At 30.3% G+C, this 20,140-nt stretch carries 19 protein-coding genes; 11 read left to right on the top strand and 8 right to left on the bottom strand.

Annotated features, from left to right (window positions below; all coding sequences use genetic code 11):
- The first annotated feature begins 56 nt into the window (after positions 1 to 56).
- Positions 57 to 2,063: a M13 family metallopeptidase gene (locus QEJ31_RS04770; protein WP_280592637.1), complete on the top strand. Its 2,007-nt coding sequence runs from the start codon at positions 57 to 59 to the stop codon at positions 2,061 to 2,063.
- A 44-nt stretch (positions 2,064 to 2,107) separates the two neighbouring features.
- On the opposite strand, the gene QEJ31_RS04765 is transcribed toward QEJ31_RS04770, so the two are convergent.
- Positions 2,108 to 3,358 carry a glutamate-5-semialdehyde dehydrogenase gene (locus tag QEJ31_RS04765; RefSeq protein WP_280592636.1) on the bottom strand — a complete coding sequence of 417 codons (1,251 nt, stop codon included), beginning with the start codon at positions 3,356 to 3,358 and terminating at the stop codon, positions 2,108 to 2,110.
- Entirely contained in the window at positions 3,351 to 4,442 is a 1,092-nt protein-coding gene (proB, locus tag QEJ31_RS04760; RefSeq protein WP_280592635.1) for a glutamate 5-kinase, read from the bottom strand. The genes QEJ31_RS04765 and proB overlap by 8 nt, the downstream gene beginning before the upstream one ends.
- A 166-nt stretch (positions 4,443 to 4,608) precedes the next feature.
- Here proB and QEJ31_RS04755 point away from each other — a divergent pair, with 166 nt between their 5' ends.
- The gene (locus tag QEJ31_RS04755; protein WP_280592634.1) at positions 4,609 to 5,178 is read left to right on the top strand and encodes a TIGR00730 family Rossman fold protein; all 570 of its coding nucleotides are present in this window, start codon (positions 4,609 to 4,611) and stop codon (positions 5,176 to 5,178) included.
- A 3-nt stretch (positions 5,179 to 5,181) separates the two neighbouring features.
- Here QEJ31_RS04755 and QEJ31_RS04750 read toward each other — a convergent pair whose 3' ends face one another.
- The gene (locus QEJ31_RS04750) at positions 5,182 to 5,790 is read right to left on the bottom strand and encodes a hypothetical protein (protein ID WP_280592633.1); all 609 of its coding nucleotides are present in this window, start codon (positions 5,788 to 5,790) and stop codon (positions 5,182 to 5,184) included.
- 136 nt (positions 5,791 to 5,926) lie between these two features.
- Between QEJ31_RS04750 and QEJ31_RS04745 the strand changes: the two genes are divergently transcribed.
- The 3 genes from QEJ31_RS04745 to QEJ31_RS04735 all read left to right on the top strand — a co-directional run bounded on the left by QEJ31_RS04745 (position 5,927) and on the right by QEJ31_RS04735 (position 10,457).
- The gene (locus tag QEJ31_RS04745; RefSeq protein ID WP_280592632.1) at positions 5,927 to 8,590 is read left to right on the top strand and encodes a valine--tRNA ligase; all 2,664 of its coding nucleotides are present in this window, start codon (positions 5,927 to 5,929) and stop codon (positions 8,588 to 8,590) included.
- A gap of 39 nt (positions 8,591 to 8,629) precedes the next feature.
- The gene (gene orn / locus QEJ31_RS04740; protein WP_280592631.1) at positions 8,630 to 9,145 is read left to right on the top strand and encodes an oligoribonuclease; all 516 of its coding nucleotides are present in this window, start codon (positions 8,630 to 8,632) and stop codon (positions 9,143 to 9,145) included.
- A gap of 151 nt (positions 9,146 to 9,296) precedes the next feature.
- A complete protein-coding gene (locus QEJ31_RS04735; protein WP_280592630.1) occupies positions 9,297 to 10,457 on the top strand; it encodes an MFS transporter in 1,161 nt (386 codons plus the stop codon).
- A gap of 150 nt (positions 10,458 to 10,607) precedes the next feature.
- Here the strand turns inward: QEJ31_RS04735 and QEJ31_RS04730 are convergent, their stop codons facing one another.
- The gene (locus QEJ31_RS04730; protein ID WP_280592629.1) at positions 10,608 to 12,833 is read right to left on the bottom strand and encodes a cation:proton antiporter; all 2,226 of its coding nucleotides are present in this window, start codon (positions 12,831 to 12,833) and stop codon (positions 10,608 to 10,610) included.
- A 200-nt stretch (positions 12,834 to 13,033) separates the two neighbouring features.
- Positions 13,034 to 13,438 (bottom strand): hypothetical protein, encoded by a 405-nt coding sequence (locus QEJ31_RS04725; protein ID WP_280592628.1) that lies wholly within the window; start codon positions 13,436 to 13,438, stop codon positions 13,034 to 13,036.
- A 247-nt stretch (positions 13,439 to 13,685) separates the two neighbouring features.
- Here QEJ31_RS04725 and QEJ31_RS04720 point away from each other — a divergent pair, with 247 nt between their 5' ends.
- From QEJ31_RS04720 to QEJ31_RS04710, 3 genes are all read left to right on the top strand, one after another.
- Positions 13,686 to 14,270, top strand: coding sequence for a TetR/AcrR family transcriptional regulator (locus QEJ31_RS04720; RefSeq protein WP_280592627.1), 585 nt, complete (start codon positions 13,686 to 13,688; stop codon positions 14,268 to 14,270).
- 103 nt (positions 14,271 to 14,373) lie between these two features.
- A complete protein-coding gene (locus QEJ31_RS04715; RefSeq protein ID WP_280592626.1) occupies positions 14,374 to 15,063 on the top strand; it encodes a type 1 glutamine amidotransferase domain-containing protein in 690 nt (229 codons plus the stop codon).
- Between the two features lie 133 nt (positions 15,064 to 15,196).
- Entirely contained in the window at positions 15,197 to 16,132 is a 936-nt protein-coding gene (locus tag QEJ31_RS04710; RefSeq protein ID WP_280592625.1) for a substrate-binding domain-containing protein, read from the top strand.
- Here the strand turns inward: QEJ31_RS04710 and QEJ31_RS04705 are convergent.
- The 3 genes from QEJ31_RS04705 to rpsP form a co-directional block, all read right to left on the bottom strand.
- The gene (locus tag QEJ31_RS04705; RefSeq protein ID WP_280592624.1) at positions 16,116 to 16,871 is read right to left on the bottom strand and encodes a transporter substrate-binding domain-containing protein; all 756 of its coding nucleotides are present in this window, start codon (positions 16,869 to 16,871) and stop codon (positions 16,116 to 16,118) included. The two genes, QEJ31_RS04710 and QEJ31_RS04705, sit on opposite strands and share 17 nt — an antisense overlap.
- 215 nt (positions 16,872 to 17,086) lie before the next feature.
- A complete protein-coding gene (rpsT, locus tag QEJ31_RS04700; protein WP_280592623.1) occupies positions 17,087 to 17,359 on the bottom strand; it encodes a 30S ribosomal protein S20 in 273 nt (90 codons plus the stop codon).
- Positions 17,360 to 17,482: 123 nt separating this feature from the next.
- A complete protein-coding gene (gene rpsP / locus QEJ31_RS04695) occupies positions 17,483 to 17,746 on the bottom strand; it encodes a 30S ribosomal protein S16 (protein ID WP_280592622.1) in 264 nt (87 codons plus the stop codon).
- A gap of 278 nt (positions 17,747 to 18,024) precedes the next feature.
- Between rpsP and QEJ31_RS04690 the strand changes: the two genes are divergently transcribed.
- The 3 genes from QEJ31_RS04690 (at position 18,025) to QEJ31_RS04680 (ending at position 20,133) form a co-directional block, all read left to right on the top strand.
- Positions 18,025 to 18,714, top strand: coding sequence for a hypothetical protein (locus tag QEJ31_RS04690; protein WP_280592621.1), 690 nt, complete (start codon positions 18,025 to 18,027; stop codon positions 18,712 to 18,714).
- 30 nt (positions 18,715 to 18,744) lie between these two features.
- Positions 18,745 to 19,737, top strand: a complete 993-nt coding sequence (locus QEJ31_RS04685) for a universal stress protein (RefSeq protein ID WP_280592620.1) — start codon at positions 18,745 to 18,747, stop codon at positions 19,735 to 19,737.
- A 66-nt stretch (positions 19,738 to 19,803) separates the two neighbouring features.
- Positions 19,804 to 20,133 (top strand): HPF/RaiA family ribosome-associated protein, encoded by a 330-nt coding sequence (locus QEJ31_RS04680; protein WP_280592619.1) that lies wholly within the window; start codon positions 19,804 to 19,806, stop codon positions 20,131 to 20,133.
- Positions 20,134 to 20,140: the final 7 nt, after the last annotated feature.

Below are 20,140 nucleotides of genomic sequence, written 5' to 3'. Positions count from 1 at the left end.
TTGTTAGTAACACTATGTTTCTTGGAAAAATGTTTTACTAGCAAAAAGGTTTACAAATGCAGTTATCTAAAAAAATGACTCTTTCCCTTGTCCTTTCATTATTTTCTAGCTCTCCTTTGTTAGCAAATGAAAATAAAATAAAAACGATACCAGACGATGAATTTCAAGTTCCGGCAAGTCGTGAGTTCAAATTAAATTCTAGTGTAAATCCTTGTAATGATTTTTATTCTTATGTTTGTGAAGTAGAAAATACCAACTTTAAATTACCTGAAAGTAAAAGTAGATATATCTACAGCTTCAATGATTCCGCTGAAAGAATTAAAAATCAAAGATTACAATATATTAATAATTTAAGCACACTAAGTGAATTAACAAAACAACAAAAAATGATTCATAATTTCTACAATTCTTGTATGAATACTAAAGAAAGATTAAATGAAGAAAAAGAATATTTAGCAGAAATAAAAAAAATCTTTTCAATTAAAGATAAAAAACAATTATTAAAGAAATTTGCTGAGAATTCCATATCTGGCAATTTTAATTTTATGCATATTTTTGAATTTGTAAATCGATCAAATTCAAAACAGAAAGATGTAATGTTTTATTATGCCTTACCGTTTGGTGCAAAAGAATATTATTCTGATGCTAAATTGATGCAAGAATATGAAAAAGTAATACAAAATTTTGCAAAAACTATCAATTTGAATAAAATGGAAGGTAAAGCTAAATTTATTGTAAATTTTGATAAATCAATGGCTAAAATTTATCCAACTAGAGCAGAAATGCGAGAATTTTTTTCAAAAGATAATACTGTGTCTAGAGAAAAATTAATTAAAGATTACCCTGAATTATATTTTGAAGTAATGCTTAATAAAATTCCTAAATCTGTAAAAATAAATGCTATCTATGGAAACATTCTTGCAGAACTTAACAAACAATTAAAAACAGCCTCATTAGAAGATTTACAATTTCTTTATTTATGGAATTATTTAAGTTTTAAAGATTTCAGATATTCACAACCAGATTTTTATAAAGCTGTTAAAAAATTTAATAATGAATTTTTTGGCTCTTCAGAAATAGATGAGCCCTTAGATAAAGAGTGTGTTAAGGAAACGGTAAATGCAATGGATAGAATTCTAGATTTCAATGTTATTCAAACTTTCTATAAAGAATTTCCTGAAGAGCGTGTAGAAAAGCTTGTTAAAAATATTCAAAATACCACTTTAAAAAATATTCAAAAAAATAATTGGTTGTCAAAATCAGCAAAAACTATTGCAGAAGAAAAAATTAAAACAATTCATTTTCAATTAGTAAAACCAAAAAAACTAATTGATTGGGATTTTGAACGTGAAATTGATCTATCGCCAATAAAATTTATAAACAATCAGAAATTATTAACCCAAAGCGAATTTCAAAAAACATTAGATGATATTACGTTACCAGTTAATAAAAATGAATGGAAAATGTCACCTTTAACTGTCAATGCTTACTATATGCCTACTGCAAATCAGTTTGTTATGCCTATTGGAATTTTACAACCACCATTTTTTGATTCATCTAAACCAGATTACGTTAATTTAGGTTCTATGGGAATGGTTGTTGCTCATGAAATCGGCCACTCTATAGATGATCAAGGATCTAAATATGACGAAACTGGAAAAGTAAATCCTTGGATGGATAAACATGATCTTGAAAAATTTCGTCAAAAAACAGAAAAACTTGTGAAACTCTTTGCAAAAGATGGTGTTGATGGAAAGCTTACATTGGGAGAAAATATAGCTGATTTTGTTGGTGTTAAAAATGCATTTCATACGGCTTTCCCTGAAAGTAGTAATTCAGATAAAGAACATCAGAAACAATTTTTTATTCAATTTGGTCGGGCATGGTGTGGAGTGATGCAGCCAAAAGAAAAAGAGTATTTATTAAAAATAGATCCTCATTCTCCAATTGAATTAAGAGTTAATAATCAGGCTAAATTATCTGAAGAATTTGAACAGTCTTTTTCCTGTAAAAAAACAGATCCTATGGTTTTATCTGAAAATGAAAGAATAGCTCTTTGGTAAAATAAAGAAAGAAATTTAGAAGTTATATAATTCTTTCTTTATAATTAAGATGTTCTTATTTGACCATTGCCTCTCACTAGCCATTTATAACTTGTGAGTTCATTGAGAGCCATTGGTCCTCGTGCATGAAGTTTTTGGGTACTTATCCCAATTTCCGCTCCCATTTCAAATTGACCACCATCAGTAAAAGATGTAGGCACATTTGCATATACAACAGCAGCATCAACCTTTTGTAGAAATTCTTCAGTTACCGCAGAGTTTTCAGCAATAATAGCTTCACTATGACCTGAGGTATATTTGTGAATATGCGCAATTGCACTATCCAATGAATCTACAGTTTTTATAGACATTTTAAAATCTAAAAATTCAATTCCATAATGTTCTTCATTTGCTATATTCAATAATTCGGAAGGATATTTGTTAGTTAAAAATGCATAACTTTTTTCATCAGCAAATATGGTAACATTTTTGTTGGCTAATGGAGCGATCAAATTAAATAAATCACTCAATCTATTTTTATGAATTAATAATGTATCTAGAGCATTACATACACTTACTCTTCTTGTTTTTCCATTATCAATAATATTTGTTCCCTTAGAAAGATCTCCGCTTTCATCAAAATAAGTGTGAACTATACCAGCACCAGTTTCTATTACTGGAATTCTGCAATTTTTTCTAACATAGTCAATTAGTCCTTTTCCTCCTCGCGGAATACAGACATCGATTAAACCTGTAGCATTAAATAGTTCTTCTGCAGCAGTTCTTTCATTAGGTAATAGAAAAATTATATTAGAATTTACTTTCAGCTCTTCTAGTGATTTTTTAATAATATCTACTAAAACTTTATTTGAGTGATAAGCTTCTTTTCCACCTTTTAAAATACATAAGTTCCCTGATTTCAAACATAAAGAAAAGACATCTAAAGTGACATTTGGTCTAGATTCAAAGATAACACTCACTACTCCCATTGGTACTGTAACTTTTTGCAGTAAAAGACCATTTTTAAGAGTTTTTTCTTCAAGTATTTTTTTTAAAGGGGAAGATAAATTTCCAATATTTATTAAGTCATTTGCAAGAGCGTAAATTCTTTTTTCATTTAGTAATAAGCGATCATACATGGGATTCTGTGAGTCTAAATTTGCAAGATCTTTTTTGTTTTCAGTAATAATTAAATCTTTATTATTGATTAATTTATTTGAAATATCTAATAAAATATCATTAATTTTTTTTTCATCTAATGAAAAATTTTTTGCCAAATTTTTCATGTCGGTAAAAATTTGATTTAAATTACTCATAAAATTGACTCACATTAAAATGAAGTTGATCGTAATGAACAATTTCTGGTTTTCCTTTTTGTCCAATAAACTCTTTTAACTTTTCAGAATGGTATTTAGCAATACCTACGCCTATTTTTTTTCCTAGTGAATTACAAATTTCGATTAAATCACCTTTTTTAAATTCGCCAGTTACTTTTTCTATTCCAACAGGAAGAATACTCAAAATTCTTTGGTTATCTTGAATTATTTTAAATAAACAATCATTTATATAGATGACTCCAGAAGAAACCGGTGTATTAAATGCGATCCATCTTTTTAAATTTGATTTCTTTTTAGTAGGTAAAATAGTTGTTCCTACTTGTTTGTTGCTTAGTACATTTAAAATAGCCTGATCTTCTTGAATACTACAAATATGAGTTGTGATACCGAGATCCGACATCCGTTTTGCTATTCCTAATTTAGTAATCATCCCGCCTCTACCATGTTTAGATTTAGTAGTAGAAACTTCAGGCCACCCTTTGTTTGCAGGATCAATAACGGATATTAATTGTGAAGAAGGATCATCAGGATTCCCATTGTAGACTCCTTTAACGCTAGTTAAAATAATGAGTTTATCAGCATTAAATTGGGAGGCAATTAATCCGGATAATTCATCATTATCTGTAAACATAAGTTCTTCAATTGCCACACTATCATTTTCATTAATAATTGGAACAATGTTTTTTTGTTGAGTAATTTCTTTTAAAAGTCTTGAAATATTTAAATAGTGTTGGCGGGTATTAAATTCTTGTTTAGTTAATAGGATTTGTGCTGCTAATATAGCATATTTTTTAAACATTACTGAATAAGTATGCAGCAATTCATGTTGTCCTAAACTCGCAAGTAACTGTTTTTCAGCAGTAGTTGAACCATACTCTTTTTCAAGGATATCTTTTGCAACTTTTCTTCCTGAACCCACTGCTCCAGAACTCACTAAAATAACTTGTATTCCATCTTGCTGTAACTTTGCAATTTGTTGTACTAAATTATGCATAGTCGCTTCTAAGACGGTTCCGTCTTTATCTAAAATAGCTTGTGTACCAACTTTAATAACTATTTTCATTAATAATATCCTTTGATTAGGATGGGGATTTTGGGGTTTTGATATTAAAATCTTATGAAAGAAGTTTGCAAAACTCTACCAATAATTTTATATCTTAAAATGAATTGCATTAGCAATCTTCTTTTTCTTTCTTTTAATACCTTCTTTACTTTGATAAAGGCTCGTAATGAAAAATATTTGTGTATTTTGTGGTTCTAATGATGGAGCGAAAAGTATATATACTAAAACAGCCGTAGCCTTAGGAAAGTATTTGGCTAGTAATAACATTACCTTAATTTATGGCGGTGGAAATGTCGGTTTAATGGGTTCTATTGCCAATTCTGTATTACAAAATGGTGGAAAAGTAATAGGAGTGATGCCTGAATATTTAGTCAAAAAAGAAATAGCGCATAAAAATTTATCTGAACTTCATATTGTCCAATCAATGCATGAGCGTAAAGCATTAATGGCAAAATTAGCCGACGGTTTTATAGCTTTGCCAGGAGGATTTGGAACGTTTGAAGAATTACTAGAAATAGTTACTTGGGCTCAATTACTATACCATCAGAAACCATGTGCTGTTCTAAATGTTGATGGATTTTACGACTATTTAATTAAATTTATTAGTCATGCTGTTTGTGAAGAATTTATAAAAAAAGAAAATGAAAAATTATTAATCTGTGAAAGTAACATAGAAAAATTATTTTCTCTTATGATAAATTGGAAACCAGTAGTAGTTGAGAAATGGATTAAATAATTATTAAGGGCATTGTTGGCTTAAATTATTAAGTTGTTGACTATCTTTTTTAAATTTTATTTGATAGCTATTGTTTTGTTCCGATATTGATAAAATGTAAATAGAATCAAAATCGTCATCGGGCCATTTTGGAATTTCTTCTTTTTTATTTTTTGTATCTTTTAAATATATGTCAGTTACTATATCTACTATTTTTTTGTGTTCCCATGATATAAATATAGTGTTTTTTTTGTAATTAGTTTTAAGCAACTCCTCTACAAGTTTGCTAACTTCATTATACCCTATTTGGGTATTGATAGGCATTTCAAGTTTTATTGCAGTTGGTTCAATAGTTGCTAATGGTCGAACATATGAATGCTTAACATCATCTTTACCAATTTCTATGCTTGGATTTGGCGCAAATATAAAATCAGGTTTTCCAAATTTATTTATTAAAACATTCGGAAGTTTTAGCGATCTATTCAATCCTTGGCAGTTTAGTTGGCCTAGTGAAGAATTTTTCAGTTTTTCACCATGTCGGATAAAAATTAATTTCTCGAGCTCTTGTCCCATTGCAGTAATCTGTATTGCACAGAATGAAAGTATACCTATGATTTTAAATACTTTAATCATTTTGCCCTCATATTTAGTGAAATTAAAATTACTTTTTTCATTAATATTCTATCTTTTTGGAATTAATTTTCCAGGTTGTCCCTAGATTGTTTCAGTGGTAATAAAAATGGGTGTATTTTAACTAAAGGAGCTACCCGTGACTAAATTTGAAGCTTTTAGCAAAGCCTTCGAACCAGCGCAAACTGAAGATAAATTGCGTAATTTCTGGAATAAAAATCAGTTTTATAGTGCAAAAAGAAATCCAGAGAAGAAACCTTACACCATAGTCATGCCCCCCCCAAATGTCACGGGTGATCTCACAATGGGGCATATGATGTTCACTCTGCAAGATATTCTAATTCGTTGGCATAGGGCTCTTGGGCTTGAGGCTTGTTGGATTCCTGGAACAGATCATGCGAGCATCGCAACCGAAGCTAAAGTAACAAAAATGCTAGCTGATCAAGGCATTTCTAAACGGGATTTAGGACGAGAAAAATTCTTAGAACATGCTTGGGAATGGAAAAAAAACTATGGCAATAGAATTGAAGAAAATCTTAAAACATTAGGAATTAGCTGCGATTGGTCTAGAAACACTTTTACTATGGATGAAAAATATTCCGCTGCAGTGACAAAGGCTATTGTTAAGCTCTACAAAGATGGCCTTATTTATAAAAGTCATCGTCTAGTGAATTGGTGCCCCGTGAGCCAATCTGTTATTTCTGATGAAGAAGTAAATTTTGAAGAAAAAAATGGTTCTCTTTGGTACATTAGATACTCAATTGAAAATTCAAATAATGAGCATGTTATTGTTGCTACGACTCGCCCAGAAACAATGTTTGGGGACTTAGCTGTTGCTGTTCATCCAAGTGATGAACGATATATGCATCTGATAGGGAAAAATGTAATTTTACCTCTTACAAATAGAAAAATACCGATTGTAGCTGATCATTTTGTGGAAAAAGAATTCGGAACGGGAATTGTTAAAATTACCCCAGCCCATGATATGAATGACTTTGAAGTAGGGAAAAGGCATAAATTAGGTCTGCTAAATATTTTCCATCCAGATGCAAGATTAAACGAAAATGTTCCTCAGGAATATCAAGGTTTGGATAGATTCGTAGCACGAAAAAAATTAATTGCAGAACTTGAAGCAAAAGGTTTTGTTGAAAAAATACTACCACATAAATTAGTTGTTGGAATATCTGAGCGCGGTAATGTACCAATTGAATACTATTTAAGTGAGCAATGGTATATTAAAATGGAAAAACTAGCTGAATTAACTCTAGATGCAACTCGTTCAGGAAGATTAAAATTAATTCCTGCTCATCAAGAAAAAACTTGGGAATATTGGCTCACTAATATTCAAGATTGGTGTATATCTCGTCAATTGTGGTGGGGACATCGCCTACCGATGTATACTTGTAATCAATGTCAACACATCCATTGTGAAGAAAAAGCTCCTTTAAAGTGTAACAAGTGCGGTCATACTGCGTTAACACAAGATCCCGATGCCTTGGATACATGGGCCAGTTCTTGGTTGTGGCCATTTGGCGTGCATAATTGGGCAAATCCTTCTGAAGAAGAAAAATTAGATTTAGAATATTTCTATCCTACTGATGTTATTGTCACGGGGGCAGATATTATTTTCTTTTGGATTGCGCGAATGGTAATGGCTGGAGAGTATTTTACTGGGGAAACTCCTTTCAAAGCTTGTTACTTTACACCAATAGTTCGCGATTCGCGTGGCCGGAAAATGAGTAAATCGCTCGGAAACTCACCAGATGTTTCTGCGGTTATGCGCAAATATGGTACTGATGCAATGCGTTTTTCCTTAGTAAATCAGATAGTAACAGGCCAAGATATTTTTTGGAGTGATGATTGCTGTGATTTAGGGAAAAACTTTGCAAATAAGATTTGGAATGCAGCTCGTTTCTTAACAATGAATGCTGAAAAATTTAAACTTAATCCAGAAAACATAACTTTTGATCAATTACAAAATCGATCAAACGATACTATTATGGGATGGATTACTAGTGAGTTTTTCGATTTAATTGGAAATGTTCATCAAGCTATCGAAAAATTTGAATTTTCTCAATATACAAGTTCAATGTATGAATTTATTTGGATGACTTACTGTGATTGGTTTGTTGAATTATTAAAACCAAGATTATCTGACGAAACAAATATTAAATTAGCTAAAGAAACACTAACTCTAGCCTTCCAACTTTTCGATGGAATTCTTCGCCTAATGCACCCAGTTATGCCATTTGTTACTGAAGAAATATGGCAACAATTAAATCCAGATAAGAAGAGTAAAACTATTGGCTTTGAAAAGTTACCTATGCCAAAAGAAGAATTAATTGATGAACACTCAATCAAACATATGCGTGAAGTCCAAGCAGTTGTTGTAGCTGTTCGTGCAATTCGGGGGAAATTTAATATTCACCCAGCTACAGATCTTCAAGTTTATCTTCAAGATAAAAAGACTAAATTTGGAAATTTAGTCCCACAAATGGAAGCTTTGGCTAAAGCACAGTTTCATTTTGAAACAACTAAACAGGGATTTTGTGCCCCTAGCTTAGTAAATGGTTCTGAAATTTTTGTGAGTTTAGAAGGTTTAGTTGATAGACAAGCCGAAAAAGAGAGACTTATAAAGAAAATTGAAAAAGTAACAGCAACTTTAGTAGGAATTGAGAAAAAGTTAGGAAATGCCGATTTTGTAAAAGGTGCTCCTGCGCATATTTTAGAAGGCGCCAAAAAGCAACTTTTAGATAATCAAAAAGAATTGGAAATGTTGGAAGAATCATTAAAGTTACTTTAAGATAAAATTAAATATTTTTCTTAAGGCGAAAGAAATTATATGAAATATTTATTTTGGTTAGACATGGAAATGTCTGGATTAGACCATATGAAAGAGCGTATTTTAGAAGTAGCTTTGTTAGTTACTGATCTTAATTATAATACTGTTCATGAATATGAAGCCATAGTTTATCAAGATCAAAGTATATTGCAAGGGATGGATGCTTGGTGTACTGAGCATCATGGGAAAAGTGGTTTAACTGCTAAAGTTCCTAATGGAAAAAAAGAAGATGAAGTTGAAAAAGAACTTCTTGAAATTATCAAAAAATATTCCCCTAGCGAAAAAGCTATACTAGCAGGAAATTCCATTGGACAGGATAGAAAATTTATTGATCAGTGGATGCCAGTATTATCAAATGTCCTTCATTATAGAATGCTTGATGTCTCTAGTTTTAAGATTATATTTGAAAGTATTCATAATAAAAAGTATGATAAAAAACATAAACATAGAGCAATAGATGATATTAAAGAATCTGTTGAAGAATTAAAATATTATTTGCAATTTGTTAAGTTATAATAAAGCTATTACCATTAAATAAAGCCTTTTTTTATCTTCTTACATTCTCTCAATCTGAAAATTTAAGCTGTTTTTAATAAGAATGATTAATCTTAAACTTAAATAATAGTATTCCGATACAAAACTCACAAATATTTAAAGGATACTTTTTATGATTTTTACTCTTTTACCTTTAGCTATTACTGCATTTGCGATTGGTATGACTGAATTTGTCGTTATTGGAATGCTTCCAGAGCTTGCTGAATACTTTAAAATAACCATTCCTGAGTCCGGACTTGCCGTGACAATGTACGCTCTTGCGGTCGTGATCGCGGCACCATTTTTAACAGCATTAACTATGAACTGGAAACGCAAAAATCTAATGCTTGCAATCGTTGGTTTATTTACAATTGGAAATTGTATTTCAGCAGTTGCTCCCACGTATTTTATATTGATTATTGGTAGAATTTTAACAGGATTTGCGCATGGAACATTTTTTGCAATAGCTACTAAAGTTGCAATTCAATTAGTTCCTAAAGAGAAACAAGCTAGCGCTATAGCTATCATGTTTAGTGGTTTGACGGTTGCATTAGTCGTTGGTGTCCCTTTTGGTACTTTCCTTGCAGAACATGTTTCTTTTAGAACAACATTTGTGATAATTATCTGTGCTGGAATAATTTCATTTTTTGGGATTTTAAAAAATGTCCCTAAAAATTTAGAAGAACCAAAGTCCAGTTCATTTACTCAGCAGTTTGAATTTCTGAAAAATAAAATATTAATAGCAGCATTTTTATTAACTGTGTTTAGTTTTGGAGGACCTTTTATTGCGTATACTTATATTTCAAATATTCTAAATTTAGTCACTGGATTTAATTTGTCAGTAATTACTTATATTTTAGTATTATATGGTATTTCAGTGGCTATTGGTAATTTAGTTGGTGGAAAATTATCAGATAAATACAATATTTACAAGATTATGTACTTAAATATTATCGCTTTAGTTGTTGTAATTATTTTATTCTATTTTGCACAACATAATAAACTATTTACAGTAATTTTGTTGTTTTTCTGGGGTTTCTTTTCTTTTTCAATTGTTCCTATTCTCCAATTTTTAGTAATGAAAATAGTGTCTTTATGTAAAATAAGCGCAGAAGAAGTTGCATCTGGTTGTAATATATCTGCTTTTAATATAGGTATTGCTGGTGGATCTTTTATTGGAGGAAAAATTATTCAATATTTATCTATAGAGCTAACTTCTTTATTTTCTGCTATATTTCTTTCTGTTTCTTTATTTATAGTTTATTATATAAAAAATAATATTAAACATAACTAAATATAATTTTAAAAATTTAGCAAGACTTAATTTTAAATTTTACTAATAAATATTTTAAAAATAGGCTGCTAAAAAAAGTTACAAAGTTGATGATTGAATTTTGTGCATATATTTTTAATTTATCAAGGAAATTATACATTTATATATGAATTAAATAGTGTCTCTTAATTTTTCAAGCATATGGTTTTCTCCTACAATCCAGAGGATATCATGTTCAAATAATTCGCAATTTGCTTTAGGGCTTTTAATTCGAGTATTATTTCTTTCTATTCCCACAATAGTACAATGGAATTTTTCACTAATATTAGTATCTTTAATTAATTTTCCGTTTATGATAGAGTCATTTTTAATAATAAATTTTTGTAAGCAATAGTCTAAAATTTCTTTGGCTTTATTTTGTATATTAGAAGATATTTCGAGATCTTTTTTGAATTTTTCAATTTCTTCATCTGTGGCAAAACAAAGTAAAATATCTTGCGGGAAAATAATTTCATTAGGCTGAGGAGAGATAAACAGATTTTGATTTCTAAGTAAACCAACTATGTTAACTCCATATTTGTCTCGGATGTTTGTTTCAAATATTTTTTTTCCTGCCAAAAAAGAATTATATGGAATTAATATTTCAATTAAATGCGCATCCCAAGGAGCTAAGCTTGAGTTAACCTGCTCTAAATTACTGGTATTAGATTCTTGATTAAAATTAGATTTAAATTTGTCTTCAAACCAGATGTAGTAAGCAGATACTTGTCTTCGAAAAAATTTAAGAAATATAAAAGAAATTACAATTATGACACTCAATGTAATAATTGAAGGAATAAAATTTAAGCTTAAAAATCCAATTATTAGCAAGGTAATTATTCTTACTAAAAACAAAATAATTGCTTTTCCTCGCATGGAACTTTTGGAATGGATATTTTTAGTATCACACGTGAAACTGTTTAGCATAGCCCAAGTACTAGGAGCTCCTAATACAAATGCAGTCAGCCAGGCTAAAAAATTTGCAAGTTTTTCTGACTCTATATAAGCATTTATTTGAGGCTCTAAAAACACAGAAACCAAAGAATAAATTGTTATTACAACAATTAAATTTAATACCCATTTTAGTACTTTTAAATTATTTGTTTTTTGTTTTTCTTCAACAATACTAAATTTTTGAAACCAATTTATATAATTATTAATGTAAAGCATAAGTTTTTTAGGTATTAAATTTTCAACTTTATTTGCAGAAGTTAAAGAATATTTAATTAAATAAGGAGTTGTAAAAGTTGTGATAGTTGAAGCTGCAACAATTATTGGATATAGCTTAGAATCGATTACTTTAAAAGCTGTTCCTAAGGTTGCTATGATAAATGAAAACTCACCAATTTGGGCAAGACTAAAACCAGATTGAACTGCAACTGGAATTCTTTGTCCTGTTATAATAGATCCCACTGTTACAGAAGAAAGTTTGCCAAAAATAATAACAAAAGAAATTAATAAAATTGAAGAAAAATTATTAATTATAGCATTAGGATCGAGCAACATACCTACAGAAACAAAAAAGACAGCTCCAAAAAGATCTTTTAGTGGCTGTACTAAATGCTCTATATGTTTTGCTTCAGGGCTTTCAGCTATAATCGAGCCCATTATAAATGCCCCAAGCGCTACTGAATAGTTAAAATAAGACGCTAAGGCCACCAAACCAAGGCAAAGTCCAATTGCAACAACAACTAGCATTTCATTATTTTTTTGTTGCCCTACTTTTTTTACAAATCGAGGCACTAAAAACATGCCAATTAAAAACCACGCACCTACTACAACAGCTAATTTCCCACTAGCAATTAAAAGTTCTAATCCATTAAAACTAGCAGTCATGGAAATATTTGTAAGTGCAACTAACATTAATATTGCAGCAAGATCTTCAACAATTAATATACCAAAAACCAATTCAGCAAATCTTTTATTTTTTAATCCAAGTTCTTCAAAAGCTTTGATAATTATCGTTGTCGATGAAATTGCAACCATGCAGCCCAGAAAAATAGAATCCATATTGGACCAACCAAGAAGTTTGGCTGTTAACAACCCAATAGAAATCATAAATATAATTTGTATGATAGCAGTACCTGCGGCTGAAATACCGACTTTTGCTAAACGCCGAAAACTAAATTCAAGTCCTAAAGCAAACATAAGAAAAATAACACCTAATTCAGCCAAAGTTTTTAATGAATTAACATCTACTATTGAAAAAAAAGGATGTGTATATGGGCCTACTATGATACCAGCAACAATGTATCCTAATACTACTGGCTGATTAATTTTCCGAAAAACATATGTTACTACTGCAGCAACACCAAGAATAACTGCTAAATCTATAATTAATTGCGGGATATGGGTCATTTATAATCCTTCATTTAGTCAAAAAATGAATTTACCATTATGACTTTAATTCATAATCTAGCATTGAAAAATAATAAAGAATTATAAATAATGTTTAGTTTTTTTAAAAAGCAGTATGAATAGAAATTTAAATATAAGAATTTTCATAAAAATTACGATATATTTTATATAATTTATTTAATATATAAAATTAAAAAAATTTAATTGCAGCCTAAAGGACTAAAGAAAAGAAATTGATCTTTTTTAAAAGTATTTTCAATGGCAAAACTAGAAAGAATTTCACTAGCATTATTAACTGGAAGGATATTATAAAAAGCAGAATTTTCTAAATCATATTGTATTCCTTTTTGACATGATTCAGTAAGCTTTCCTAATATTCTAAAAAAATGATTTTCATCTTTTGATATAGAGAAAATTTTAATATTTTTTCCACTACAAACAATTGTTTTAGTTTCTCCTAAAATTTTAATGCTTTTATTTTCATAATACGAAGCTGAAGGATTAATTTCTGATTTACAGAAAATATTAACTTCCTCTAATTCTGATGCGGAAAGTGAGCTAGTGAATAGGCAAGCAGAAAAAATGATTCCAATTTTTTTTAGCATACAAAAACTCCTTTTTTATTGCTAACTTAGAAAAAATTCGCAGTAACAGATGAATTATTCATGAGTTAAAAAGAAAAAGAAAGCGGAATTTAGTTTCAAAACAAAATATCCTAGTTTTTTAAATAAAAATCAATAATATCATAATATTAATTTTAAAGTGAATTTTTAGTTTTTTTTGTTTGACAATACATTCGAATTGCTTTACAAACCTTTTAGTCGGTAGAGTTTTCTCTCCAAAGGAGTTTGAATGAAAAGGCTTGAGGATTTATCTCCTATAGCACATCGCATTATTGATGCCGCTGAACAATTGATTCAGCAAAATGGATACAATGGTTTTTCTTACGATGACATCTCACGGCAAGTAGGACTAAAGAAACCAAGTATTCACCATCATTTTGCGACAAAAGCAAATTTAGTTAGCATGGTAGTTGAAAGATACACTAGTCGTTTTGCATCACTGTTAAGTGAAATAGAACGTAGTAATCATACAGCGCTGGAGAAACTAAATGGATACATCCAGCTTTTTAGTAAAACTTTTGAGACGAATAGAAGGCTCTGTGTTTGTGGAATGTTAGGTGCTGAAGCAGATATTCTTCCTCCTGAAATAACAAAAGCAGTAGGGGAATTTTTTGAACTTAATCAGCAATGGTTAACTAAAGTGTTTGAAGAAGGTACAAAAAGTTTGGAATTTAAAGGCGAAATTAGTTCTAAAAAGCAAGCTTTGTATTTACTTTCTGCATTAGAAGGAGCCATGATTGTTGGTAGAGGCGTTGGTTCTGATTCTGCCTTATTAGAAGTGGCTCAATCAGCTATTCATTCCTTAGTGAAATGAATTTTTTTTGTGGATATTACAAACCAACTAGTCGGTTTGTAGATGGTAAACAGATCTGTTTCTGTTTCTTCTTAAATAAATTTTATGTAATTGGAGTTTTGTCATGACTAAGAGAATATTAATGGTTTTAACCTCTCACGAAGATATGGGCTTAAGCGGTAAAAAAACAGGTAACTGGTTTGATGAAGTAGCAACACCTTACTATACTTTTAAACAAGCTGGACATGAAGTAGTTCTTGCCTCTCCAAAAGGTGGAAAAGCTCCTATAGATCCATTTAGTTACGAAGAAATGTTTATGACTGAAAATACTCATAAATTTCTTAAAGATGAAGCGGCTATGCGAGCGTTAGCGAATACTTCTGTGTTGCGGAATATTGATTATCGTGCATTTGATGCTGCATTCTTCCCAGGTGGCTATGGCCAACTTTGGGATTTAGCAAATGATTCTTTTGCACTTCAAATGATTCAAGACTTTTTATATTCTGAAAGATTTGTTGCGTTAATTTGCCATGCTCCAGCTATCTTACGTGATGCTAAAAAACCAAATGGTGAACCTTTGGTAAAAGGTTTAAACGTAACAGGATTTTCAAACTCTGAAGATGATGAGCTTGATTTATCAAGACATTTATTGTTCCAACTAGAAACAGCGTTAAAAGAGAAAGGTGCAATTTATCATCGCTCTGAGAAAAATTGGGTACCAAAAGTTGTAACTGATGGTTTCTTAATTACTGGACAAAACCCAGCAACTTCACCATTTATTGCTAAAACTTTAGTTGAACAAATGGCTAAATAACCAAACGAAGTTTAGGACTAACTAAACTTCGTTCTTATTTTTTTTGTCAAGAACATTGCTTTTTTATTCTTTTAAACCTTTTTAATATATTTTATAATAAAATCTATTTATAAAATAGAAGGAGTTAAAAGGAATGTTTGCAAAAATAAAGAAATCTTTTTATATTCTAAGTGTATTATTCTTTTGTCTTTCATCTTATGCAAAAAAACCCAAAATAGCAGTTGTTGTTAAATCATTAAACAATGAATTTTTTAAAGAAATGCGCAATGGTGTTGAACTATATAAAACAAGTCATTCAGAAAAAGTGGATGTTATTTTTAAAGGAGTTCAAACAGAAACTGATCATGAAGGGCAATTAAAAATAATTAATGAACTTGTTAAAGCAAAAATTGATGCTTTAGTGATAGCGCCTGTAGATTCTTCTAAAATAGTCCCTACTGTTCTAAAACTTCTTAATCAAAATATAATTATAGTCAATATGGATAATAAAATTGATGATAGAGCTTTAGCAAAATATAAAATAAATATTCCTTTCGTAGGACCAAGTAATTTTAATGGAGCAAAAGAAGTTGGAGCTGTTTTAGCTCAAGAAAAGCTTAAAAATGGTGATAAAGTTGCAATTATAGAAGGTCTTTCTTCATCAGTAAATGCAAAATCAAGAAGTGAAGGTTTTAGAGAAGCTATGCGGGAAGCTCAAGTTAATGTAGTACAAGTTAAGTCAGCAGATTGGGAAGAAGCTAAGGCGTATGAAGTTGCGACTCAATTTTTGCAAGAAATAGATAATTTAAAAGCTATACTTTGTGGGAATGATACTATGGCTATAGGAGCAATAAAAGCGATAGAAAAAATGAATTTTAAAGAGAAGGTTTTAGTCGTTGGCTATGATAATATTCCAAGCATAAAACAGTATTTTAAATCTAAGGAACTATTTGCAACTGTAGATCAATTTCCTTCATTACAAGCTACAACAAGCATAGATTTAGCGCTTGAAGCAGTGAATAAAAAAATGAAACAAAGCGATCTGCCAAATGTTTTAAAAACTAAAACAGGTGTTATTTTGAAGGACTAAATTCGTTTCGATTTGTGGTATAGAACTTTAGCATATTATATTTTTGCCATATTTCCTTAGTTTTAGTCGAAAATAATGCTTCAGATAATGCTTCACGCAATTTTTTTATTAATTGTTGTTTAAGGTTGTTATTGCAAATTAGCCATTTTTCAACAGTAAGTATTTCTAAATTTGGTTTGATTTTTTTAGTATCGTCTTTGTTTAATAAATCTAAATTAATATCGCTAACTAGAATATCAAATCGATTAGATAGCAACATTTTTATAGCTGAATCTGATTTAAATATTAAAGAATATTGTACTCCATTTAATGATAAAATATCTTTCACCTCAGCTATATCTATCACTCCAACTTTATATTTTTTTAAATTTTGAATACTTTTCAAATTTATGTTACTTTTTTTTGCACTGTAAGCCCATATTTTTAACTGAGCTAGTTTACTTACATACAAAAGAATTTCTGAAGTTTCTGGTGAATAGTTAGCAGAAAATACACAGTGATTGGGCATTTTTTCGATATCTTTCAGTCCTCTTCGAATTGGAGTTTTTTGAAATTCATATTCGATATTTTGATCATTAGCTATTTTTTGAAACGCTTCTATAAAAGGTCCTGTTAATAACTGATTTTTTTCTGTAATAAAAGGTTCCATAGCTTCAGTTAGTAAGGTTATCTTATTGCTTTGTGCAAATGCGGACATAAAAATAAGGCAAAAGAAAGCAAGAAAACATTTAACTGGCATTTAGAATTCCCTTATTTGCTGTCACTAGCTTTAATAATAACAAAAAATTAATTTTTACAAAATACATTTAAATAAAGATATTTTAAATTATCATTGTTACTTTGGAATAAACTTAGATTAAAGTCTAAAAAAGAATTTTGTGCAATACAATTATAAAATTGAAAATAAAAAAAGGCTAGCTTTATGGAAAGCTAGCCTTTTTTTGTGCTAAAAAATTACTTAGCATTTTTAGCTTTATTTACAAAAGAATTTAGGCGGCTGATACGACGAGCCATATTATTCTTATGAATAGTACCTTTTTGACGAGTTTTCGCAATTGCGGATTGAGCATTGCGTAATAAAGCATCAATTTGAGAAAAGTCTTTTGCTTGGACAGCTTCAATAACTTTTTTTACTGCAGTTTTCATAGTGCTCATATTAGCACGGTTGCGTAAACGACGAACTTCAGTTTGACGAGCGCGTTTTTCGGAAGAAACGTGATTTGCCATGATGGACTCCAAAAGAAATAAGTATGTGCTGCAAAAAAAAGGTGTTATTACACATACTTGGCTGAACCAAAATAACACCGGAAACGCACACTAGGCGCATTGGGTACCTAGAGGCTTAAACAATTATCTTTTAGTGAGAGCTGCAAGATCTACTTTTTTGATTTTAAGAAGATTTGCTACGCTATCAGTTGGACGGCAACCTACACCATACCAATGAACTAATCTGTCAGTTTTAAGTTCTACTTCAGATTGTGCTGGCATAGGGTTGTAGTAGCCTACTCGCTCAATAAAACGGCCGTTACGAGCATTACGAGAGTCTGTTACTACCACGTGGTAAAAAGGACGGCCTTTATTGCCTAGTCTTTGTAATCTGAATTTAAGAGCCATGATTTACTCCTTTAATGACTTTTGCCATGTATTGAGGCACTTGCTGCTAGGGTGTGATGTTTATGGCATAATTGCTTTAAACCCAACCAAGCACAGGGTGCGTTGCGAGTGAAGAATCGTGTGAAACTTTGTTCAACTCCGACGTAATTGCCTCTGATAGAACCTTCTACGAGAATTGTCAAGAAAATATAAGGATATGCCCTAAAAACGTGTCTTTATTTTAAAACTAGAAGAAATTCTCCTTTTTGGTATAATCGCATAAATATAAGGGGTTTAATGTGCAGACTGATTTTCTTAAGCGCGCTTTATATATAACTACCGAAGAAAATATGGCACAAATGATGGAAGGCGCATTAAAAAGATGTGGAGCTCGAGAAATAACAAAGGTTCGAAATGTTGCGGAAGCTATTGATATCATATATAAAAAAAGAGAATTAATGCATTTCGTTGTTGAGGATGTCACTATATTTGAGCATTATCACTTTTTCCCATCTCGGTTTATTAATGCAGGATATAGATTCAAGATCCCACCGCCTTGTTTAGCAGTTTGCGAAGTTAATGATAATCTTGACTTAAAACTTCTTAAAGAAGCAAAATATGCAGACTATGTCCCTAAACCCTTGAATGAATCTTTCCTAGAGCAGAGAATCAGAAACGCCTACTTAAAAAGCTACCAATACCAAGAAGCAGGTATTCTCGCTGCCGCTATTGAATCATTGCTAAACAATAAAGAAGCTGAAAAAGCTTTGGCGATAGCTTTGCCTGCTTTTGCTAGAGTAGCGAGGACTAAAGAAAATATTATGTTATTAGCCAATATTTATTTTGAACTAAAAGAATATAAATTTTCTGAACTGGCAATTAAATTTCTACTTTCCCAGAATAAAAATGATATTGGTGCTAAAAACATGCTTATGAAAATATTGCTAGCGAGTGGTAGAGTTAAAGAAGCAAATAAATTAAAATTCTAAGGAAAATGAAATATCAAAGGGGATTATTTCATGCAAATGATTAAAAAAATATTATGCGTCACTGATTTATCTGATGTCGCAAAAAATGCTGAAGTTATAGCTTTAAGATTTGCTAATGTTTTTCAAGCAGAATTAACTGTTCTAAGCTGCGGTGAATATTATGCACATGTTCCAAATAATTACTTTGATGAAAATGTAATTCAACCACAACCAGAGTACCCACATACGGAAGATTATATAAGATTTATAGAACAAAAAAAATTAGAAACTATAGATCATTTTAAGGGGTTAGGAAAAATATTTAATCTAGCAATACCAGATAATATTCTTTTTGAAATTAAACTAGATAATGAGGTAACAGCAACAATAGATGCTGTAGAGGAAAAACACTATAATTACGATTTGGTGATTGTTGTTAAGCAGCAGTACAATTTTTGGGAAAGAATATTATTTGGGGCTCCTGCCATTGAAATTTGTGATGAATGTCATGTCTCGACTTTGCTTGTACCTGAAGGCGAGAATTGGATAAATTGGACACCTAAAATAATAACGTTTGCAAGTTCACTAACAGAAGATAGTTTCTTAGCAGAAAAATATGCTACTGAAATAACAGATAAACTTAAAACAGATTTAACAATTCTGCATATTATTGACACATTAAACCTACATTTTGATTTAAATGTTTCACATATTTTTCCAATTGATTATGTCCCTTCTCAAGTACAAAAGGAAACTATTGAAGAAATAAAAAATCAAAAACAAATTCAGTTAAATCAAGTTTATGAAAGAGTAAAAAGTGAAATTAAAAATAGTAATGTAACAACTTATATGGATTTTGGTCGGGTTGGCGATGAAATATTGAATTATATTAGTAAAAATTCTGATCGAAATTTGCTAATCATAGGAGCAAGTGCTGGTAGTGCATTGAAAAGATTTTTTTTAGGTAGTAAAACTGCTGCGATTGAGGAAGCTTGCCAAATTCCTTTATTAATTGCTCAAAAAATACCCACCCATTTTACTTAAAAATAGTAGCATTAAAATACAATTTATGTTAATGTCCTGTAGACTTCGTTGAATAAAGGAGTACCTATGTCAATTCAAGTTGCAGCAGATGGTTTTGAATTAACTAATGCATTAAAAGATGCTTGTGAAGTGGAAACAAAAGATAAATTGCATCCTATTGCTTTAAATAATATTACTACTAAATGGACTTTATCAATCCAAAGAGAAGAACAAATTTCCCATTTAATTTGGTCAGATGGCAGTTTTAATGGTAATGTAACAGTAAAATCTTCTGACATGTACAATAGTATTCATCAATGTGCAAAGAAAGCAGTAGAGCAAATGAAAAAAAGTCATGAAAAAAAGCAAAACCATAAGGCAACTAAATTTTCACAAAACTTATACGCGGAAGAATAAACATTTC

It is taken from the genome of Pigmentibacter sp. JX0631, from assembly GCF_029873255.1.
GTDB lineage: Bacteria > Bdellovibrionota_B > Oligoflexia > Silvanigrellales > Silvanigrellaceae > Silvanigrella.
This window is presented reverse-complemented; position numbering and strand designations above follow the sequence as displayed.

Bases quoted from the DNA above. Each gene is read 5' to 3' on its own strand.
- proB (WP_280592635.1), bottom strand. From the start codon at position 4,442: ATGAAAATAGTTATTAAAGTTGGTACACAAGCTATTTTAGATAAAGAC.
- QEJ31_RS04755 (WP_280592634.1), top strand. From the start codon at position 4,609: ATGAAAAATATTTGTGTATTTTGTGGTTCTAATGATGGAGCGAAAAGT.
- rpsP (WP_280592622.1), bottom strand. From the start codon at position 17,746: ATGGCTCTTAAATTCAGATTACAAAGACTAGGCAATAAAGGCCGTCCT.
- QEJ31_RS04750 (WP_280592633.1), bottom strand. From the start codon at position 5,790: ATGATTAAAGTATTTAAAATCATAGGTATACTTTCATTCTGTGCAATA.
- QEJ31_RS04720 (WP_280592627.1), top strand. From the start codon at position 13,686: ATGAAAAGGCTTGAGGATTTATCTCCTATAGCACATCGCATTATTGAT.
- QEJ31_RS04725 (WP_280592628.1), bottom strand. From the start codon at position 13,438: ATGCTAAAAAAAATTGGAATCATTTTTTCTGCTTGCCTATTCACTAGC.
- QEJ31_RS04730 (WP_280592629.1), bottom strand. From the start codon at position 12,833: ATGACCCATATCCCGCAATTAATTATAGATTTAGCAGTTATTCTTGGT.
- QEJ31_RS04710 (WP_280592625.1), top strand. From the start codon at position 15,197: ATGTTTGCAAAAATAAAGAAATCTTTTTATATTCTAAGTGTATTATTC.
- QEJ31_RS04715 (WP_280592626.1), top strand. From the start codon at position 14,374: ATGACTAAGAGAATATTAATGGTTTTAACCTCTCACGAAGATATGGGC.
- QEJ31_RS04685 (WP_280592620.1), top strand. From the start codon at position 18,745: ATGCAAATGATTAAAAAAATATTATGCGTCACTGATTTATCTGATGTC.
- QEJ31_RS04705 (WP_280592624.1), bottom strand. From the start codon at position 16,871: ATGCCAGTTAAATGTTTTCTTGCTTTCTTTTGCCTTATTTTTATGTCC.
- rpsT (WP_280592623.1), bottom strand. From the start codon at position 17,359: ATGGCAAATCACGTTTCTTCCGAAAAACGCGCTCGTCAAACTGAAGTT.
- QEJ31_RS04770 (WP_280592637.1), top strand. From the start codon at position 57: ATGCAGTTATCTAAAAAAATGACTCTTTCCCTTGTCCTTTCATTATTT.
- QEJ31_RS04680 (WP_280592619.1), top strand. From the start codon at position 19,804: ATGTCAATTCAAGTTGCAGCAGATGGTTTTGAATTAACTAATGCATTA.
- orn (WP_280592631.1), top strand. From the start codon at position 8,630: ATGAAATATTTATTTTGGTTAGACATGGAAATGTCTGGATTAGACCAT.
- QEJ31_RS04765 (WP_280592636.1), bottom strand. From the start codon at position 3,358: ATGAGTAATTTAAATCAAATTTTTACCGACATGAAAAATTTGGCAAAA.
- QEJ31_RS04735 (WP_280592630.1), top strand. From the start codon at position 9,297: ATGATTTTTACTCTTTTACCTTTAGCTATTACTGCATTTGCGATTGGT.